Origin of the sequence: Mucilaginibacter terrigena, from assembly GCF_004168255.1 — a bacterium.
In the GTDB taxonomy this organism is placed as follows: Bacteria; Bacteroidota; Bacteroidia; order Sphingobacteriales; family Sphingobacteriaceae; genus Mucilaginibacter; species Mucilaginibacter terrigena.
This window is the reverse complement of the sequence record NZ_SEWG01000002.1, coordinates 639741-657452: the sequence shown is the minus strand read 5'-3', so window position 1 is coordinate 657452 and position 17712 is coordinate 639741. Positions and strand designations below refer to the sequence as shown.

Genomic DNA, 17712 nt, shown 5'->3' with positions numbered 1-17712 from the left:
GGATAATGAGTCCTTTATCAATTTTCGCGCAGATCAAATCTTTTGAAGAAGTTAAGGACCAAGTACTAAATAAGCTTACAGACCCGGACTTATTAAATTCGACCATGGCTAAATATATGGCCGCCTTAAAAGGAAAAGATACCACAGCCTATAATTATGTGCGCGACCTTAATCTAAAATTTAAAACCTTCCAGGCAGGTAATCAGCCGCCTGGACTGGGTTTTAGCTACCAATATGATAACAGCTGGACAAAAAACAGTATTGGTAACGGGCATGATTTCAGCCAATCTTTTAACCTGGACCTGAATGGTAATATAGCGTTCAAAAAAGTGTATAACCCCGCCAATTTCCTTGAATCTAAATTTGTATATAACGGCACATTTTTTTGGGGCGGGCTGGCGAAAAAAAACACCAAAGCCCAAGCTGATCAATTGAGAGCGTTAAAGCTGGAACGGAGTGACGCGATTGCCAGCGGCGATGCAGGCAAACGGGAAGCCATTGAGGCCGAAGCTGCCAAGCTAACGCATATTACCGATCAGTTCTATCTTGGCATTAACGGCTCAACTTCGTTTGAGAGTAACCAGGATTTTTCTAAAACGCAATTTGTACCGGGCATAATTATCAATGCCGGGGCCAGTAGTTTTCAGAAAAACAGTACCCTATCCTGGCTTAACCTGCCCGACTACCCTTTCGCCTTGTTGCGTTGGATAACAAACACCGATGACCATTTCGCCGTATCCGGTGTAGCCTTTCCGGCAGCCTTGTTTGGTTTAGATTACGTAGTGCCAACTAATGATAGCTTGCGAAGGGCCGTTACCGGTAAATTAGATCCATTTACGCGTTTACGTTTCGAGGTATCCTTTAAAACCCAGGCAGCGGGTGTTGCGGGACAAGTTTTTTGGTTTAGCGCCAATTATCGCTGGTATCACCAATTAAACGCCGCCCAATCGATACGTACCGCCGGGATCGACCAATCCAACTACGTGGTTTGCGCACTTACATCCAGCAGCGGCCTTTTTGTAAGTTACTCCTACGGCAAACTCCCTTTTGACAGGAAGAACGAGGCCGTGTATGGATTGGGTTTTAAATATGATTTAGGTAACTGGAATAATAAATAACGATATGAAAAAGTTAATAATTACACTAACACTATTTATTCTGGCAGTGAATTTTGCTATGGCACAAGCACCGGCCACAACCAGTACACCCGCCAAAACGCAAATAACTACCCCGGCAGCCCCGGTTAATCCGCCACCGGCTCCTAAAACGCCTTATATCCTGGCAGTACAGGCACGTAAGCTTGAGAACCGTGATAGTCTTTTCAAAACAATCCGGGTGGATGATCTGATCTTGTTACAGCTGTCGAACCCCAAAGAATTTATGGATAGCCGCCCTACTGATGCCACCAAGCTTACCTTGTATGCCGATGGGATAGCACTTAAAGGGATCACTTCCGACCTTTTTAACAGCATTCGCAAGGATGAATTCAAAACCACAGACCAGGTTATCTGGGTAACTTTTAGGCTCAAGCAGGATTCCAGCACCAAAGCGGCATGGGATAATCTATACAAACTGGCCGACTCCTGGCACAGCAATAAATTACATGTACACCTAAGCATGGCGTGGGACGGGATGATGCCCGTTAAAACAAGCTCAGAAAACCTTGCTAAAACACATGTAACCATCGTTTACTTCAAATCCGGTACTTTTATCGCCATGAGCGTGCTTTACCTGGGGCTGATCATTTTAATCCTTTACTTAGCGGTACGTTCGGATATCTTGAAAGAAGAACCGGGCGGCGCATATAGTTTGTCACAAACCCAACTCGCATACTGGACGGTCCTTATCATTGGCGGTTTTCTATATTCGCTGATGCTAACCAACATTCCGTCTACGCTAAATTATTCTATTCTACTGCTTTTGGGCATTAGCATTACAACAAATGGTACTGCAACTTATATCGATTATTTTAAGCGTAGTAAAGCCGGCACAACATATACACCTAAAAAACCCAAAGGTTTTTTCAATGATATTTTGGGCGATGGGGAAAGTATGAACATGCAGCGCTTTCAGATCTTCGCCTGGAATATCGTATTGGGTGGTTATTATATAATCTTTACAATTAATAATAAAACTATGCCGATGATCCCGGATGTATTGCTCACCCTGGCCGGTATTAGTTCTTTGGGTTATGTAGCGTCTAAACCGGCTGAAGCCTAATAATCATGGAGAAAGTAGTGACCCGATATGTTTGAATATATTTAAGGTTGTCCAATTCTCAAACGTTAATTTGGGGTAAATGATATTTTATCAGGCGTATTGATAAATCACTTATTATAAACGCCTGCGGTAAGCCGCGTTTGCGAACATCGTATACTTTTAAACATTGTAAGATCTAACCTTTCTAACTTACACAGATAAATAACACCTCAGCATCAAAAAAAATGGGCAAGCTACGTAAAACGTGCTTGCCCATTTTGGCTTTTAATAATAGATTGTTTTCGATTTAAATACTTAATGGTATAAATGACGAGGCCTGCCCCATCATTAATACTTATCAGTTTAATATTTCAATACAATATACCCTGTTTGTCGTTTGGTTTCTTTACCAACTTTATATTCTAAAGAATAGAAATAAGTACCAGCTTGTTGCAGCTTGCCATTGTTGGCACGGCCGCTAAAGGCCTTGGTGGTATTATCATATCCTTTGGCTTCGTACACCAGGTTACCACTACGGTTCATTATCTGCAGTTTATTGTCTGGGTAAGCAGTTATGCCTTCAATCTGCATGGCATCGCCCTGGCCATCACCGTTTGGCGATACATTTTGATGAACTATAATATCATTAACAGCCCCTCTTCGTGCAAAATTAGCTGCGAAACGCGATGATGATGGCTCCCTTGTTACCAATATCGCATAGGTCTTTTGGGTTGTTCCATCTTCGGCCGTTATTGTTGTGAAAATAGTAGTGGTATCAGTATTTAAGGTAACCGGCGCAGAAAGCACCCCTGAATTTACAGGTGTACCGTTCACGGTTATCTTAGCCGCCGATTGCTGCGCGTTTGCTGTTATGCTTAATTCGGTTGTAGCGTTTTCTACGGTAGTTGTATAATCCACATAGTTAGATCCTGAAGATCGTTCAAGCGGAGATGATGGCGTAGTTGAAATTGTTGCCAGTGTGGCAACATCTGAAGGCAAACGCGTTATCAATATGGCGTAGGTCTTTTTGGTTACCCCGTTGGCTGCTGTTGATGTTGTGTATATGGTAGTAGTATCTGCATTTAATGTAACAGGGGCAGATAACGCACCCGAAGCTACAGGTACACCGTTTACAGTAACTGTTGCCGAAGGCTCCCTGGTTGTTACAGTAACGCTTACAGCAGTGGTTGTGCTCTTCGCGGTGGCTGTATAATCGTGGAAGTTAGTGCCGGCTACAAGTGTCAATTTAGATGAAGGTGTTGTTTTAATGGTAGCAAGGTTGGCAACATTTGAAAGTTTGCGGGTAACTAATATAGCGTAGGTTTTTATGATCCTGACATTTGCAGCTGTTACCGTTGTGTAAATGGTGGTAGTATCTGCATTTAACATAATAACGTCAGATTGCACACCCGACATTGTAGGTACGCCGTTTATGGTGATAGTTGCACCTGGATCCTGCGCGGTAGCTGTTACGTGCAGCGCACTTGTTGCAGTTTCTACCGTTGCGGTGTAATCTGCATAATTGGTACCGGTTGTGCGGATAAGCTTAGCCGATGGTGTAAGATTGATTGTAGCCAGTGTAGCAATGGTTGAAAGCTGACGTGTTACCAATACCGCGTAGGTTTTTTTGGTTGTACCGTCGCCGGCTGTTATTGTAGTGTAAATGGTAGTGGTATCTGCATTTAAAGTAATAGGATCAGATAGCGCACCCGAAGCTACCGCGACACCGTTTACAGTTATGGTTGCCATAGGCTCCCTGGTTGTTGCTGTAATGGCAAGCGTGGTTGCGTTATACTTTACTGATGCTACATAATCGCGGAAGTTGCTCCCTGATACTAATGTTAGCTTTGTATTTGGCGTAGCTGCAATTGTTGTAAGGGTAGCATCGCTTGAATAAGCGCGGTTAACTGTCAATGTATATACCTCTTTAGTTACGGCATCCGGTGCGGTTGCCTCCACTTCAATGGTATTGGGGCCTGCAATTAACGGTAGTGGTGCAGAAGCCGCTCCGCTTGTCACAGCGGCATATGTGCCTCCATTAACCCTTACCTGAAGCGTTGTGCCCGCGTCAGCTGCCGTTGGCGTAACGGTAGTTGAGGTAATTAGTTCACCTACTGATGCTGTATAACCGCCTGTGGTAAGCGGGTCAAAAGTCGGGCCGAATAAATTTGCAGTAGTAGTAAGGTTGCTTAGCGCACCAACAAAAATTTTAGCTGATGGCCCACCTGCATCTGCAAGGTTACCGGGTATATCTTGTGCTGTATTGGCAGCTACCGAAAAACCTAATGTACCCGAACCGGTAATGCCGGTTACGCTTACCGTGTAAGCAGTGCCCGATCCGTTAAGTTGTATAGTACCGTCGGCCGTACCGGTTTTATCCAATGTAATATCGCCTGTAGATAAAGTGCTGAAATTAAAGTTAGCATCGGTGTAATTAAGTGCATAATCTACCTGGTCTGTTAAATCTGCAACTCCAGCATGCACAGGTGCGCCGATATTAACTACAGGGTTGGTGCGGTCAAAAGCAAGGAAAGTGCCAAAATCATTGTTCGTATAATTTCTTACATTGCCTGCAAGGTCTGTCGCCTGGATTGTCCAGGGCACATTGCCTTCATTATCAGTTCCGGTAGCTGTGTAAACTGCAGTAGAGTTTCTGTTGCCATTAGAAGGTGTGGTTGCTACAGCATTTCCATTAATGGTCATGGTGCATGATTGCAGCACTTCGTTAAAACCTACAGTCAGGGTTATATTATCATTTACTTTTGCATATTGGCTGGAATAGCCGTTGTTAGAGAAATATGAACCGGAGGTAAGTGTCGCCGGGGTAGTATCAATGGTATAGCTTTGGCCGGTAAAACCAGTTTCAGCTATCGGGTCGTTAGTATCATCACTTAAAATTCCTGTACCGCTGGCATTAAGGTTTAAGCCTAAATTACCATTGCCCGATACGCCGTTAATAGTAACCGTATAGCTGCTACCAGTACCGGTTACCTGCAATACCGAACCGTTGGTCCCTGATTTTACAACAGTAAAATCAGATGCATCTACGCCATGCACATCTGTACTGAATGTTACAGTAAAGTCAACACTGGCAGCGTTTGTAGGGTTGGCGCTGGCAATATTAATAGATACTATTGCCGGGGTAACGCCCGAGGCCATAACAGTGCTAAAACCAAGCGTTAGCAATAGCATTAAAGGCACGATTGATTTTTTCAAGACGGACACCGCCGAAAAAGCAGGCTGATTGAGGGGTTTAGATTTCATGATACATTAGGTTAAAAAATTTAATAGTTATTGGCACAATTCAATTTCAAATGCTGTACTTCATTCCCGCAACTGGCACATATTAACAGGCGAAAAGCTATATTTTTGCCGCCCGCATTTATGTAACCTGAATAAAAAAAGTACGGAATAATTTAAAGCGATCTGTAATTTGATTGCTAATGACTAAGATAAAATAATAAACCCGTTATTTATTATTTATTTAACATGTTAAGAATAATATTTACTTAATTACTGGTTAACTTAAATAATTGATTTTGGATGGGTTATATAGATAAATAATAAAAATATTAATCATTAAGAAACCCGATCGTTTATAAAGGCATAAAATTAATATATATAACAGCCTTAAAGCCATTTGGAATAAAATTTCACGAGGCAAAAAACGTCGTTTTTTTCTGAATTCATTAGTTTTTTGATACGGCCAACCGAAGCAATCATATCTGTTTTTGATTGTTCAACTTTATTAATGCCCGGGTCTTATTTAGGTTGTATATAAAACAATCAAACTGCATCCTGTCAAAATCATACCTGTTACGAAAAATGCGCTTATTTAAGACCAAATTCGTAAATTTGAAAAAACTGCAATAAGGTCTGCCCAGGCTATACCTACTGTTGTGAGGATCAAAGCGGCGATATCATTGATGGACGAAACACAAAAGATCATAAAAAAATTACCTAATCAGGAAATTGATTACTTCAAGATCGGGAAGATCCTGATCAGTCGTTGGTATTGGATAGCGGGTTCGCTTATTCTTTTTATCCTTGGTTCATATGTTTATTTGTGGTATACCCCAAAAACCTATGCCACCTCGGGCACTATGAAGCTCGAAGAAAAAAAATCAGAGATTTCTGACCTGGTAAATGTCATAGGCAGTGCTGACAGGAGTCCCTCAAAAATACAAAGCGAAACATCCGTTATACAGAGCCCTACAGTAATTTTAAGTGCCATTAAGGACCTGAACTACCCCATAAGCTTTTACATACAGGGACGCGTACGCACAAGCGAGATATATCCGCAAAAGCCCCTTAACATACAGAACCTGCAGCTTGATAGTTTAAATTTCTACAGAGGTATTATTACTTTTAAAGCCATTGATAAAACCACCTTTAACATATCCTACCAGGTAGCCGAAAAAGAATTTTCAAAAAATTACCTGTACAACAACCCTGTAACGGTTGGACAAACTACATTTTTGATTAAGGAGCCGGCAGCAAGCTTAAGCAGGAACACTATTTACCTGTTTAAGTTTAATACCCCCGAAGATTTTATAGGCCGCGTCAGGGCCGGGCTGCGTACCAGCGAACTGGCAAAATACTCCAACATTCTGTTGTTACAGCAGACCGACGCAAACCCTCAGTTTGCGGCTGATATATTGAACGCGATAATGAAAGAATATTTGATATACGATCGTGACCGCAAAACACAATCAGCTACGCAAATGATCAACTTTATTGATGACCAGCTGCAATACCTATCAGATAAAGTAAAAGGTTCCGAAAAATCAATTTTGGAGTTTAAACAAAAAAATAAACTGATGGAGGTTAGCTCGTCTGCTGAAGCCGCTTTGAATAAGGCTAAAGATATAGAAGCTCAGCAGGCGATATTAAAATTGCAGTTAATCGCCATAGATCAGTTAAGGGAACAAATAGATAAAGAAAAGAATAATGTAAACCTTAACTTCAACGCTGGCAGCGGCGTTGATCCGGCATTAACAGCCTTGATAGGAAAGCTTGATGGCCTGTTAAACCAGCGTTACGAGCTTCTAAAAACCTATAACTATAATTCGCAGCCTATTCAGGATATTAACAAATCTATCTTACAGATAAAAGGTAATGCCTTAAATAGTATTAACGCTACCTACACTACTGTTAAAAGAAACCTGGATTATTTAAGCTCACAATTATCGGTTGTAAATAAACAGATCTCTATTTTCCCGGTTGCCGAGCGGGACCTGATCGCATTGAATCGCCCATACGAGGTAAATGAAAAAGTTTTATCTTTTTTATCAGAAAAAAAACTTTCAGCCCAGATAAGCCGCGCGGGTATCTTACCCGGTGCTACCATTATTGAACAGGCCCGCACAAATTTTTCGCCTGTATCGCCCGATGAGCATGGCATCCATCGCTCGGCTATAATTTTTGGCCTGCTTACCGGCCTTGGGCTAATCATACTTATCAGGTTATTAAACCCGTACATATATGATAAAGAAACGGTAGAAAGCCTTACCTCTGTCCCGATTTTAGGTGTGATCAGAAAATTCCCCGAAAAAATAGATGAAAACAATTCGCAGATACTGGCCATAAGCAAGCCTAAAACCATGTTTGCTGAATCGGTTAGATCTGTACGTACAAACCTGAATTTCCTGGCATCAGAAAAAGACAGCAAGGTCATATGTATCACATCTGAAGTTGCCGGTGAGGGGAAATCTTTTGTAGCTGTAAACTTATCAAGTACGCTCTCGCTGATAGATAAAAAAGTGATACTGATAGGGGCCGATCTGCGCCGTTCAAAACTTCACAAAACATTTAATGTGCCAAATGACATCGGTTTAAGTACATACTTATCACACCAATCGCTGCTGAACGACATTATACTACCTACCGGGCAAAAAAAACTTGATATTATTATTTCAGGCCCGGTGCCGCCAAACCCCTCAGAACTTTTACACAGTGAAAGAATGAGCGAGCTGATACGCGACCTTAAAACGAGGTACGATGTGATTATGATCGATACTGCGCCAATTGGTTTGGTATCAGATGCTATTCCCATTATCCGCGTGAGCGATATTAATATATTTGTTATACGATCCGGAAAATCCAAGTATTACGCGGCCACCATCCCGCAGCGAATTGCGCAGGAGTATCACCTGGATAACACGGTGATCGTGCTTAACGCCTTTGCCGAAGACCTTCTACATTCAAGATATTATACAACCCGGTTTACCGGCGACAATTATGGCAAATACTATTACTACTCTGATTATAGCGGCTATGAAAGTTCTGGCTACTACATCGAAACTGAAAAAAAGAAGTGGTGGAATTTTAGTCGTTGGTTCAAATAATAAATATTCTTTTACAGTATGGCTTTAACGGTAACAAATAGTAACCTTAAGTGGTATCCTGTTTACACCCACCCCCGCGCCGAAAAAAAAGCTTATACCGCTTTATTAGACAAGGGAGTTGAAGCATACCTGCCCCTGCACCGGCGTTTAAAGCAGTGGAGCGATAGGAAAAAATGGGTAGAGGAACCACTTATTAAATCGTATTTATTCGTTCGCATTGCAGATAACGCCCAGTCAGAAGTATTAATGACCAGGGGAATTGCCAGGTTTATATACTTTTCGGGCAAGATCGCCGACATGCCCGACAGGCAGATAGATGAACTTAAATTACTGATGACCAGCTCGCTTGAACTTGAGGTGACCGAAGAGAATTTATTACCCGGTGAAAAAATAAAGATCAAAGCAGGCCCTTTAAAAGGTATTACCGGAGAAATAATAGCGTATCGTTCCCAAAAACAGTTATTATTACGATTAGAAAACCTGGGCTGTTCAATTATCGTAAACGTTGCAGCATCATTAATTAACAGGCTTTAGCTTTTTTATCAGCTAAAGTAAAATACACAATTGGCATATTTATTATGCTGATAATTAATAAGTTAACAAATAATTTGTGACTTACGAGGCGAAGCTATATATATTAGGATAGGATATAATATAATGTGCAGGATTGCAGGACTGGTTACAAACCGGTTACAGGTGGATGAAGTAAAAAGGGCTGTAAAAGTTATGTGCGAGGCATTGCAACATGGCGGACCTGATGACGAAGGCCTATTTTACAGTGCGGATGCAAATGTGACTTTTGGGCACAGGCGGTTATCAATTATAGACCTTAGCAAAAGAGGCCACCAGCCCATGGCCGATCAAAACCTTAAGGCGTGGATCACTTTTAACGGCGAAATATACAACTACAATGAGTTAAAAACCCAACTTCAGCAGTTGGGTGCAACTTTCAACAGCGACACCGATACCGAAGTTATTATACAGGCCTACTTGCATTGGGGCACAAACTCTTTCAGTAAATTAAGGGGGATGTTTGCTTTTGCCTTGTACGATACAATAAGCGGCGCTGTTTATTTAGTACGTGATAGTACAGGTATTAAACCCCTGTACTATTACGCAACAGAGGGCCAAATATCATTCGCATCAGAAATAAGGGCATTCAAGGCCGCCGGCCTTGCCACTGATGAAGATACAAGATGGCCGGTTTGGCTATTAGCCTTTGGTCATATCCCCGAACCTTACACTACCTTAAAAAACGTCCTCAGTATCCCTAAAGGACATTTTTTATGTTGGAATAAAAATGGAGCCCATACCATTGAAAAATATCAACAAACAGCAATAACCGATTGCATTACCGATATACAAAGTGCGCGCGAGGGAATTAACCACTATCTTAAAAAAGCTGTAATAAGGCAGCTTATAGCCGATGCACCTATAGGCGTATTTTTAAGCGGTGGGATCGATTCCAGTTTATTGACCCTTTTGGCCGCTCAAAAAAAGCAAGACCTGAAAACTATTTCTATATTTTTTAATGAGAAAGAATATGACGAGCGCGCCTACCAGCATGCCGTTTTAGATAAACTAAGTGGCAGCAATTTTACACACCTGGTAAAACAACACGATTTTGAAACACATTTACCGAAAATACTGGGCGCTATGGATATGCCCACTACCGATGGCATCAACTCATGGTTTATTAGTAAATATGCCCGCGAGGATGGTTTGAAAACGGTACTATCAGGTATTGGTGCCGATGAATTATTTGGTGGGTACCCCTCCTTTGATCGCATAAAATATTTGCGTTACTTAAAAATGCTCCCAGCTGCTCCTTTCACCTTAAGCAAGCTGTTTAGTGACGATCGCGTTAAAAAGTTTGGGTATCTTAAGCAGGATAATACCGCAGCCGACTATCTTTTTTTACGTGGCTTGTATGCACCTGTGGACATTGCCAAATTAATAGATATGGATGAAGATGAAGTAAACAGCACCCTTTTTGATGACCTGGATATCCCTGCATTAGATAAATATGATAAATTAAACGCCGCCTGGCTGGAGACCAATATGTACATGCAAAATCAGTTATTGCACGATACTGATATAATGAGCATGAGCCATGGTCTTGAGGTAAGGGTGCCGTTCCTCAATGAAGATTTTCAGCAATATGTTTCGCAGATACATCCATCCATACGGTTTCATGGTAATCAACCAAAAAAAATACTGATAGACGCGTTTGAAGGCCTTGTACCCGAAGTGGTATGGAACAGGCCAAAAATGGGGTTTACCTTCCCACTGCAAAAATGGATGGCAGCAAATGAGAGTATAAGTAATAAGAATAATTACAAAGGTACAGCAGCTAAAAAAATTATAAATAAATTTAATAAAGGAAAAATACATTGGTCAAGGGCTTTTGCACTATATCAGGTTCAGGGGCATGTTTAAAAATATTACGCTCTTCTCGTTACAAACATTCAGCACAACCGGCGGCATCCAAAAAATGACCCGTACAATGGCGCATTCGCTTAATGCCATTTGCACAAAAAACAACTGGAATTTTAAGCTTGCCTCCTTGTATGATGAGGATAGCGACCTGATGCCACAATATGTGCCCGCCCAAAATTTTAAAGGGTTTGGCAAACAGCGCATTTTATTCATCATTAAAACGGTATTCGCGGCTAAAAAAGATGATGTAGTGATTTTAAGCCACATTAATCTTGCGCTGGCAGGCCTGCTAATTAAGCTCAGGAGCCCAAAAACAAAGGTTTGGTTAATAGCCCACGGCATTGAAGTTTGGCGCCCGCTATCTGCCCATAAAAAACGCTTTTTAACCCAATGCGATAAGATCATCTGCGTTAGCAGCTTTACAAAAGCTAAAATGGAAACCCTGCATAAAACAGACCCAAATAAATGTGTGGTTTTAAACAACGCTTTAGATCCGTTTATGAAGCTGCCCGATAATTTCGGGAAGTCTGCTTACTTAATGGAACGTTATGGTTTAACAAAAGCCAACCCCGTAATTTTTACGCTAACCCGGCTTGCCTCTACCGAACTTTATAAGGGGCATGATATTGTTATAAAATCATTGCCAAAACTCAAACATAAATTCCCGTTAATAAAATATATACTGGCCGGTAAATACGATGAACTGGAAGGGTTGCGCGTAAAACAGCTTATCGAAGATACAGGCGTAACCGAACAGGTAATTTTAACGGGCTTTATTAAAGAAGAAGAATTGCCAGACCATTTCTTAACTGCCGATGTATTTGTGCTGCCAAGTAAAAAAGAAGGCTTCGGCATTGTTTTTATTGAGGCACTGGCTTGCGGCCTTCCGGTTATTTGCGGCAACGCCGATGGCAGCATTGATGCTATACGCAATGGAGAACTTGGTACTGCTATAAATACCGACAATCAACAGGAACTGGAAGATTGTATTACCAACCATTTAAAAGAACCGTTGACCTTAAAAAAACGACGGCATTTAAAAGATACCTGCCTGCATTATTTTAATGAGCAAACTTACATTAACAAACTGCAACAAATGCTGATTGATGACTGAGCCTGACGACTACTGGGACCTTGAGATAAAGCCCAAAAGCAGTTTGTTTGACCTGAAACTGAAAGATGTTTGGAGCTACCGCGACCTGCTGTTATTGTTAGTGCGCCGCGATTTTGTTTCTTTTTATAAGCAAACCATTCTTGGGCCGGTTTGGTTTTTTGTACAGCCGGTTATAACCATACTGGTATACAACCTTATATTTAGCAACCTTGCAGGCATTAAAACAGACGACATACCCGGCCCTGTATTTTACCTTGCAGGCACCATCATCTGGAATTATTTCTCGGAATGTTTAACTAAAACATCAACCGTTTTTAAAGATAATTCGGCCATGTTAGGCAAAGTTTATTTCCCGCGCTTAATAATGCCGCTAAGTATCGTATTCTCAAACCTCATCAGATTCGGTGTTCAGCTTCTGCTGTTTATTGTATTACTGCTTTATTACATGGTGTCGGGCTATCACATCGCACCTAATATTTACATTGCCCTGTTTCCATTCTTAATATTGATGATAGCAGCCCTCGGCCTTGGCCTTGGAATGATCATATCCGCGGCAACCACAAAATACCGTGATCTGGCTTTTGTGGTGTCGTTTGGGGTGCCGTTGCTTATGTATACAACCACAGTAATATATCCCTTATCAGAGGTAATAAAAAAATACCCCGCCTACTCCTGGCTTATAAAATTTAATCCACTAACCGCGGTGATAGAAACATGCCGTTATGGCTTTTTAGGCAAGGGCGCTTTTAGCTGGGACCTGTTATTATACAGCTCGGCAGTAACCATCGTAATTTTGTTTACGGGTATAGTTATTTTTAACAAGGTTGAAAAAACATTTGTTGACACAGTATAATGGCTAAGGCAATAAAAGCAGACAATCTTTCAAAAGCCTACCAACTGGGCGATTTTGGTACCGGCACCATATCCCGCGATCTGGAAAGGTATTGGGCCAGGCTGCGGGGCAAAGAAGATCCTTTTCTTAAAATTGGCGAAACCAATGACCGCACCTCTAAAGGCGAAAGCGACATAGTTTGGAGCCTTAAGGACCTCAACTTTGAAATAGAACAGGGCGATGCCGTTGGCATCATTGGCCGTAATGGTGCCGGCAAAAGCACCTTGTTAAAAATACTTAGCCGGGTAACATCACCAACCACCGGCAATATAAAAGTTAAAGGCCGTATAGCCAGCCTGCTTGAAGTAGGCACAGGCTTTCACCCGGAACTGACCGGCCGCGAAAATATTTATTTGAACGGCGCCATTTTAGGAATGCGCAAGGCCGAGATCAAACGCAAATTTGATGAGATAGTAGATTTTTCTGGCGTGGAAAGATACATAGACACCCCCGTAAAACGATATTCATCGGGCATGTATGTGCGCCTGGCATTTGCTGTGGCCGCACACCTCGAGTCGGAAATATTGATAGTTGACGAGGTACTTGCCGTGGGCGATGCCGAGTTTCAAAAGAAATGCCTTGGAAAAATGGGCGATGTAAGCAAAGGCGAAGGCAGAACGGTACTTTTTGTAAGTCACAATATGGAAGCTGTGAGCAACCTGTGTAATACCGGCCTTTTGCTTAATAATGGGGAAATAGCATTTAGCGGCAGCACGTATGATACTATTGCCAAATATTCTGTTGTGGCCGATGAGATCTTTAAATCAAAAATAACGCACCATGCTTTAAGCCCGGATGTTACGGTTGACCTTTTTGAAATTGATAAAAGCGAAATAACTACCGGCGATCACCTGGCATTTAATTTAACCCTTAGCTGCAAAACAAACAATAATTTCCAGTCGGTAGCCATATTTATATATGACGAGTATGACCAGAAAGTAAGTTTTATAGACCTGCGCAGCAACGATCTGTTTATGGTAAGCGGGGTAAAAACCACCTTTAATATCAGCGGCAAACTGCTTCACCTGCCCTACCTGCCCGGCAAATATAAAATAGGACTGCACGTGCAATCTAACCTGTTATTGAAAGATTTTTTTGGCCTCCTTCATTTCGAAGTTGTACAAAAACCAATGACGGATGATATATTGCCCTACCCGCTGCATGTACGCGGCCGTACAGAAATTGACTATAGCTTTACTATCAAATAATAAAAAATGGATTATAACGACCAATACGGCCACAAAGACAAGATGTATTATTTGCACCGGCGTACCGAAATACTCCCGTTTGTGCCGCATGGAATAAAAAGCGCCCTTGATATTGGTTGCGCCACTGGTGGCTTTGGCGCTTTGTTAAAAGAAACGTTTGGTTGTGAAGTATGGGGTGTTGAACCGGATACAGTATCGGCTACCGAAGCTCAAAATAACATTGATGTGGTGATCAATGATCTTTTTACGGATAACATGCCGCAGCTGGCCGCTAAAAAATTTGATGCGATCTTCTTCAATGATGTTTTAGAGCACCTGCAAAACCCTGATAAAGCACTACTGGCCTGCAAAAAACTGCTTAATCCTAACGGTGTAATTATAGCATCAATACCTAATATACGCTGGTACCCTGTGGTGCTCTCCCTGCTTAGATATAAGGATTTTAAATACGAAGACGCAGGTGTTATGGATAGGACTCACCTGCGCTTTTTTACAAAAAAAAGCATGATCCGCTTATTTGAAGAAAGCGGCTACAGTGTTACTAAAATACAGGGCATTAACAAAAGTAATTACAAGTATTATAAATTATTAAACTTTATATTGTTTAACACGCAGCAGGATATGAACTACCCGCAATTTGTAGTAGTGGCTAAACAACCAGCATAATGCCTTTAAAGGTTGATATTATTATACTTAGCTATGCCAAAGACGAAAATTTGAAGGCATTAACGATGCAAACGGTTAAAACCCTGTTTGAATCTGAAGACCCAAATGAGGTGGAGTTTAAGGTGCTTGTGGTAGAGTCAAACAAAGCGATGCAACCTTACCAGTTTGACAACACTACAACCATATACCCTACAGAAGAATTTGGCTTTAATAAATACCTAAACATTGGCATAAACCGTACTTCTAACCCTTATATCTGCCTGTGCAATAACGACCTTATCTTTCACAAAGGCTGGGCTACCGGGATATTAAAAGCAATGGAGGGCAACCCCACTATACTAAGCGCAACCCCCTATTGCCCCGTGTACCACAAAAGTGCAGGCTTTAACCCTGACGGGCCTGCCGTAGAAGGTTATTTTGGCACTTTTATAGGATGGTGTTTTATGGTGAAACGAGAGTTATTTGATATTATTGGCCCGCTTGACGAAAAGTTCACCTTTTGGTATAGCGATGCGGATTATTGTAACACCCTTGCCAGGTATGGTGTTAAAAATTATCTGGTGCCCCCATCAGTTGTTACCCATATCGGTAGCGAATCGCTTAAAGCGACAGATAATAACGAGTACAAAAAACTAACACAGCTTCCGCGTTTTTATTATAGTTACAAATGGCAGCACCATTCGTGGTTAAAATATAAAATACAATCTGCCCTTTTTAAACTTAAATTATTGATTGGCTTATGAGCTTAAAAACCAAGATACATAAATTATTCCCGGCCATCCCAAAAACTAACCTGGCAATTGGGCAAAAGTTATACGCGTTAAAAATAAAACGGAACGAAGGGAATGTGATACAAGCACTAAGCAGCCAAACGGATATATATGGCAATATTGGTTGTGGTGGGGTTGGTTTGCCAACGGGTTGGGTAAATATCGATTTTAGTATATACGAGAATGTAACTTATGGGTTTGATTGCAGGAAGAACCTCCCCTTTGCCGACAACTCTGCCAAAGGTTTATATACCGAGCATTTTTTTGAGCACCTGGATTATTTTACCGAAGTGCCTTATTTCCTGGCAAGTTGTTACCGGTCGCTTCAAAAAGGTGGTGTATTGCGTATTGTTGTGCCCGATGCCGAAAAATATTTGCGCGGTTACTGTACAGATAACTGGGATGAATTAAAAAGAACACGCCCCCTTAATAACGATTTGTACGACGAAGGGATGGGGATAAAATTTGAAACCAAAATGCAGCTGGTAAACGAGGTTTTTAGGCAGGGCGGCGACCATAAATACGCCTGGGATTATGAAACGCTCAAACTTAGTTTGCTTAAAGCCGGCTTTAACCTTACTCATAAAATGAGCTATATGCAGTCTAATGACGCTAAACTACAAATAGACCAAGCTAACCGCGAACCCGAAAGTTTATATGTTGAAGCAATTAAGTAATTTGCCGCTCTAAAATTATAATGCAAAATAAATTTACAGATGATTACTCGGTTATTACGTTTGCTACTAATAAGCTTACTTATGCCCTGTTTGCGCTAAACTGTGCCCAATCTGTAGTGATACATAATGATATTAAGGTGTTCATTGTATCAAATCTTGATTTCCTTATCCCCGCAAGGTTTCAAAAAAACATATTCATCATCCCTGCGAAGGCCGAACACATACCATTGGGGATAGAAATAAAAATGCATATAGACCAATACCTGCAAACCACACATACGCTTTTTATTGATTCGGATTGTATTTGCTTTGGCGATTTGCACGAGGTATTTGACGCTGCCAAAGGCCAGGATGTAACCGTTGCAGGTAATATTGTCCCTTCCGAAAACTGGTGCGGCACAGAGCAGGCCGAAACAATAAAAACACACTTTGGGCTGGATAAGCTGATACGTTTTAACGGTGGGATATTTTACTTCAAAAGATCAGCTTTAACAACCATCATTTATGATAAAGCCCGCGAAATAGCAAAGGATTATGACGCTTACGGCTTTCACAGAAATAATAACAGCGTAAACGAAGAAGGGCTGTTGTCAATAGCCATGATGCTGAACCATCAGCAATCCATCCCGGATAATGGCCGCGTGATGACCGATATGCATACGGACCTGAGGCCCAGAACAATCAACGTATTAACCGGGGCAAGGGTAATGCGTAATCCCGCATATCCGTCACCTCATCACCGGGCCTGGTACCCGGCACAATACTCGCCGCTTGTACTGCATTTTGGCAGTGGTAATTTAAACGCGTACCCATACAGGTCGCAAAGCCTGCTGATAAAATTGTGGATAATGGGTGTACCGGTAGCTTTAGCAACAATATTTGTAAGTATATTTATTCATTTCCCATACAGAACGTACCATTGGCTAATTGGCTTGTTAAAAAAATTAAAAACCAGTTTCTAAAACTGCAAAGAAAGGCTGATGCCGTTAAGCTTAAAAAGTTTAAGGCAACTTTAAAGCATTGCGGCGAGGGCACATCTATACAGTTACCTGTAAAATTTGAAGGACCGGAATATATTTCGTTAGGTAAAAATGTGTCAGTAAATGCTTTTATACATATGTGGGGGCATGGCGGTATAACAATTGGGGATGATTGCCTAATTGCATCGCATGTATCTATCACCAGCGTTACCCATGATGCTTCAGCAAAACTTTACAGGAACACCGTTATTGAAAAGCCTGTTATTATTGGCAATAACGTGTGGATAGGCAGCCACGCTGTTATTTTACCAGGTATAACCATTGGCGACAATGCTATTGTTGGCGCGGGTGCTGTAGTTACTAAAAATGTACCACCCAATGCAGTTGTAGCAGGGGTACCTGCAAAAATTATCAGATCAT

General features: G+C 41.4%; 13 protein-coding genes and 1 pseudogene. 13 read left to right on the top strand and 1 reads right to left on the bottom strand.

What is annotated here, in order from left to right; all coding sequences use genetic code 11:
- Positions 1 to 5: 5 nt before the first annotated feature.
- Both EWM62_RS06750 and EWM62_RS06745 read left to right on the top strand, forming a co-directional pair.
- The gene (locus tag EWM62_RS06750) at positions 6 to 1118 is read left to right on the top strand and encodes a hypothetical protein (RefSeq protein WP_129875889.1); all 1113 of its coding nucleotides are present in this window, start codon (positions 6 to 8) and stop codon (positions 1116 to 1118) included.
- A 4-nt stretch (positions 1119 to 1122) separates the two neighbouring features.
- Positions 1123 to 2220: a hypothetical protein gene (locus EWM62_RS06745; protein WP_129875888.1), complete on the top strand. Its 1098-nt coding sequence runs from the start codon at positions 1123 to 1125 to the stop codon at positions 2218 to 2220.
- 342 nt (positions 2221 to 2562) lie between these two features.
- Here EWM62_RS06745 and EWM62_RS06740 read toward each other — a convergent pair whose 3' ends face one another.
- On the bottom strand, positions 2563 to 5463 hold the full coding sequence (locus EWM62_RS06740) for a cadherin-like beta sandwich domain-containing protein (protein WP_129875887.1): 2901 nt from the start codon (positions 5461 to 5463) through the stop codon (positions 2563 to 2565).
- A 635-nt stretch (positions 5464 to 6098) separates the two neighbouring features.
- On the opposite strand from EWM62_RS06740, the gene EWM62_RS06735 reads away from it, so the two are divergent.
- The 11 genes and pseudogenes from EWM62_RS06735 to EWM62_RS19780 all read left to right on the top strand — a co-directional run.
- A complete protein-coding gene (locus EWM62_RS06735) occupies positions 6099 to 8546 on the top strand; it encodes a polysaccharide biosynthesis tyrosine autokinase (protein ID WP_238989294.1) in 2448 nt (815 codons plus the stop codon).
- Positions 8547 to 8564: 18 nt separating this feature from the next.
- Positions 8565 to 9080 carry a UpxY family transcription antiterminator gene (locus EWM62_RS06730; protein WP_129875886.1) on the top strand — a complete coding sequence of 172 codons (516 nt, stop codon included), beginning with the start codon at positions 8565 to 8567 and terminating at the stop codon, positions 9078 to 9080.
- 123 nt (positions 9081 to 9203) lie between these two features.
- A complete protein-coding gene (gene asnB, locus EWM62_RS06725) occupies positions 9204 to 10985 on the top strand; it encodes an asparagine synthase (glutamine-hydrolyzing) (protein ID WP_129875885.1) in 1782 nt (593 codons plus the stop codon).
- Positions 10978 to 12099, top strand: coding sequence for a glycosyltransferase family 4 protein (locus tag EWM62_RS06720; protein ID WP_129875884.1), 1122 nt, complete (start codon positions 10978 to 10980; stop codon positions 12097 to 12099). The genes asnB and EWM62_RS06720 overlap by 8 nt, the downstream gene beginning before the upstream one ends.
- Complete coding sequence (locus EWM62_RS06715; protein ID WP_129875883.1) at positions 12092 to 12952, top strand: ABC transporter permease; 861 nt, start codon at positions 12092 to 12094, stop codon at positions 12950 to 12952. Before EWM62_RS06720 ends, EWM62_RS06715 begins: the two co-directional genes overlap by 8 nt.
- A complete protein-coding gene (locus EWM62_RS19565; protein WP_238989293.1) occupies positions 12952 to 14199 on the top strand; it encodes an ABC transporter ATP-binding protein in 1248 nt (415 codons plus the stop codon). Before EWM62_RS06715 ends, EWM62_RS19565 begins: the two co-directional genes overlap by 1 nt.
- Positions 14200 to 14205: 6 nt before the next feature.
- Positions 14206 to 14865 (top strand): class I SAM-dependent methyltransferase, encoded by a 660-nt coding sequence (locus EWM62_RS06705; RefSeq protein ID WP_129875881.1) that lies wholly within the window; start codon positions 14206 to 14208, stop codon positions 14863 to 14865.
- Positions 14865 to 15608 carry a glycosyltransferase family 2 protein gene (locus tag EWM62_RS06700; protein WP_129875880.1) on the top strand — a complete coding sequence of 248 codons (744 nt, stop codon included), beginning with the start codon at positions 14865 to 14867 and terminating at the stop codon, positions 15606 to 15608. Before EWM62_RS06705 ends, EWM62_RS06700 begins: the two co-directional genes overlap by 1 nt.
- Positions 15605 to 16312 carry a class I SAM-dependent methyltransferase gene (locus EWM62_RS06695; protein WP_129875879.1) on the top strand — a complete coding sequence of 236 codons (708 nt, stop codon included), beginning with the start codon at positions 15605 to 15607 and terminating at the stop codon, positions 16310 to 16312. The genes EWM62_RS06700 and EWM62_RS06695 overlap by 4 nt, the downstream gene beginning before the upstream one ends.
- 20 nt (positions 16313 to 16332) lie before the next feature.
- Positions 16333 to 17274: a hypothetical protein gene (locus EWM62_RS06690; RefSeq protein WP_129875878.1), complete on the top strand. Its 942-nt coding sequence runs from the start codon at positions 16333 to 16335 to the stop codon at positions 17272 to 17274.
- 281 nt (positions 17275 to 17555) lie between these two features.
- A pseudogene (locus EWM62_RS19780) lies at positions 17556 to 17708 on the top strand (DapH/DapD/GlmU-related protein); the annotation flags it as partial.
- Between the last annotated feature and the right edge of the window lie 4 nt (positions 17709 to 17712).

Excerpts from the sequence above, each read along its gene's own strand:
- EWM62_RS06750 (WP_129875889.1), top strand. The coding sequence starts at position 6 with ATGAGTCCTTTATCAATTTTCGCGCAGATCAAATCTTTTGAAGAAGTT.
- EWM62_RS06745 (WP_129875888.1), top strand. The coding sequence starts at position 1,123 with ATGAAAAAGTTAATAATTACACTAACACTATTTATTCTGGCAGTGAAT.
- EWM62_RS06740 (WP_129875887.1), bottom strand. The coding sequence starts at position 5,463 with ATGAAATCTAAACCCCTCAATCAGCCTGCTTTTTCGGCGGTGTCCGTC.
- EWM62_RS06730 (WP_129875886.1), top strand. The coding sequence starts at position 8,565 with ATGGCTTTAACGGTAACAAATAGTAACCTTAAGTGGTATCCTGTTTAC.
- asnB (WP_129875885.1), top strand. The coding sequence starts at position 9,204 with ATGTGCAGGATTGCAGGACTGGTTACAAACCGGTTACAGGTGGATGAA.
- EWM62_RS06720 (WP_129875884.1), top strand. The coding sequence starts at position 10,978 with ATGTTTAAAAATATTACGCTCTTCTCGTTACAAACATTCAGCACAACC.
- EWM62_RS06715 (WP_129875883.1), top strand. The coding sequence starts at position 12,092 with ATGACTGAGCCTGACGACTACTGGGACCTTGAGATAAAGCCCAAAAGC.
- EWM62_RS19565 (WP_238989293.1), top strand. The coding sequence starts at position 12,952 with ATGGCTAAGGCAATAAAAGCAGACAATCTTTCAAAAGCCTACCAACTG.
- EWM62_RS06705 (WP_129875881.1), top strand. The coding sequence starts at position 14,206 with ATGGATTATAACGACCAATACGGCCACAAAGACAAGATGTATTATTTG.
- EWM62_RS06700 (WP_129875880.1), top strand. The coding sequence starts at position 14,865 with ATGCCTTTAAAGGTTGATATTATTATACTTAGCTATGCCAAAGACGAA.
- EWM62_RS06695 (WP_129875879.1), top strand. The coding sequence starts at position 15,605 with ATGAGCTTAAAAACCAAGATACATAAATTATTCCCGGCCATCCCAAAA.
- EWM62_RS06690 (WP_129875878.1), top strand. The coding sequence starts at position 16,333 with ATGCAAAATAAATTTACAGATGATTACTCGGTTATTACGTTTGCTACT.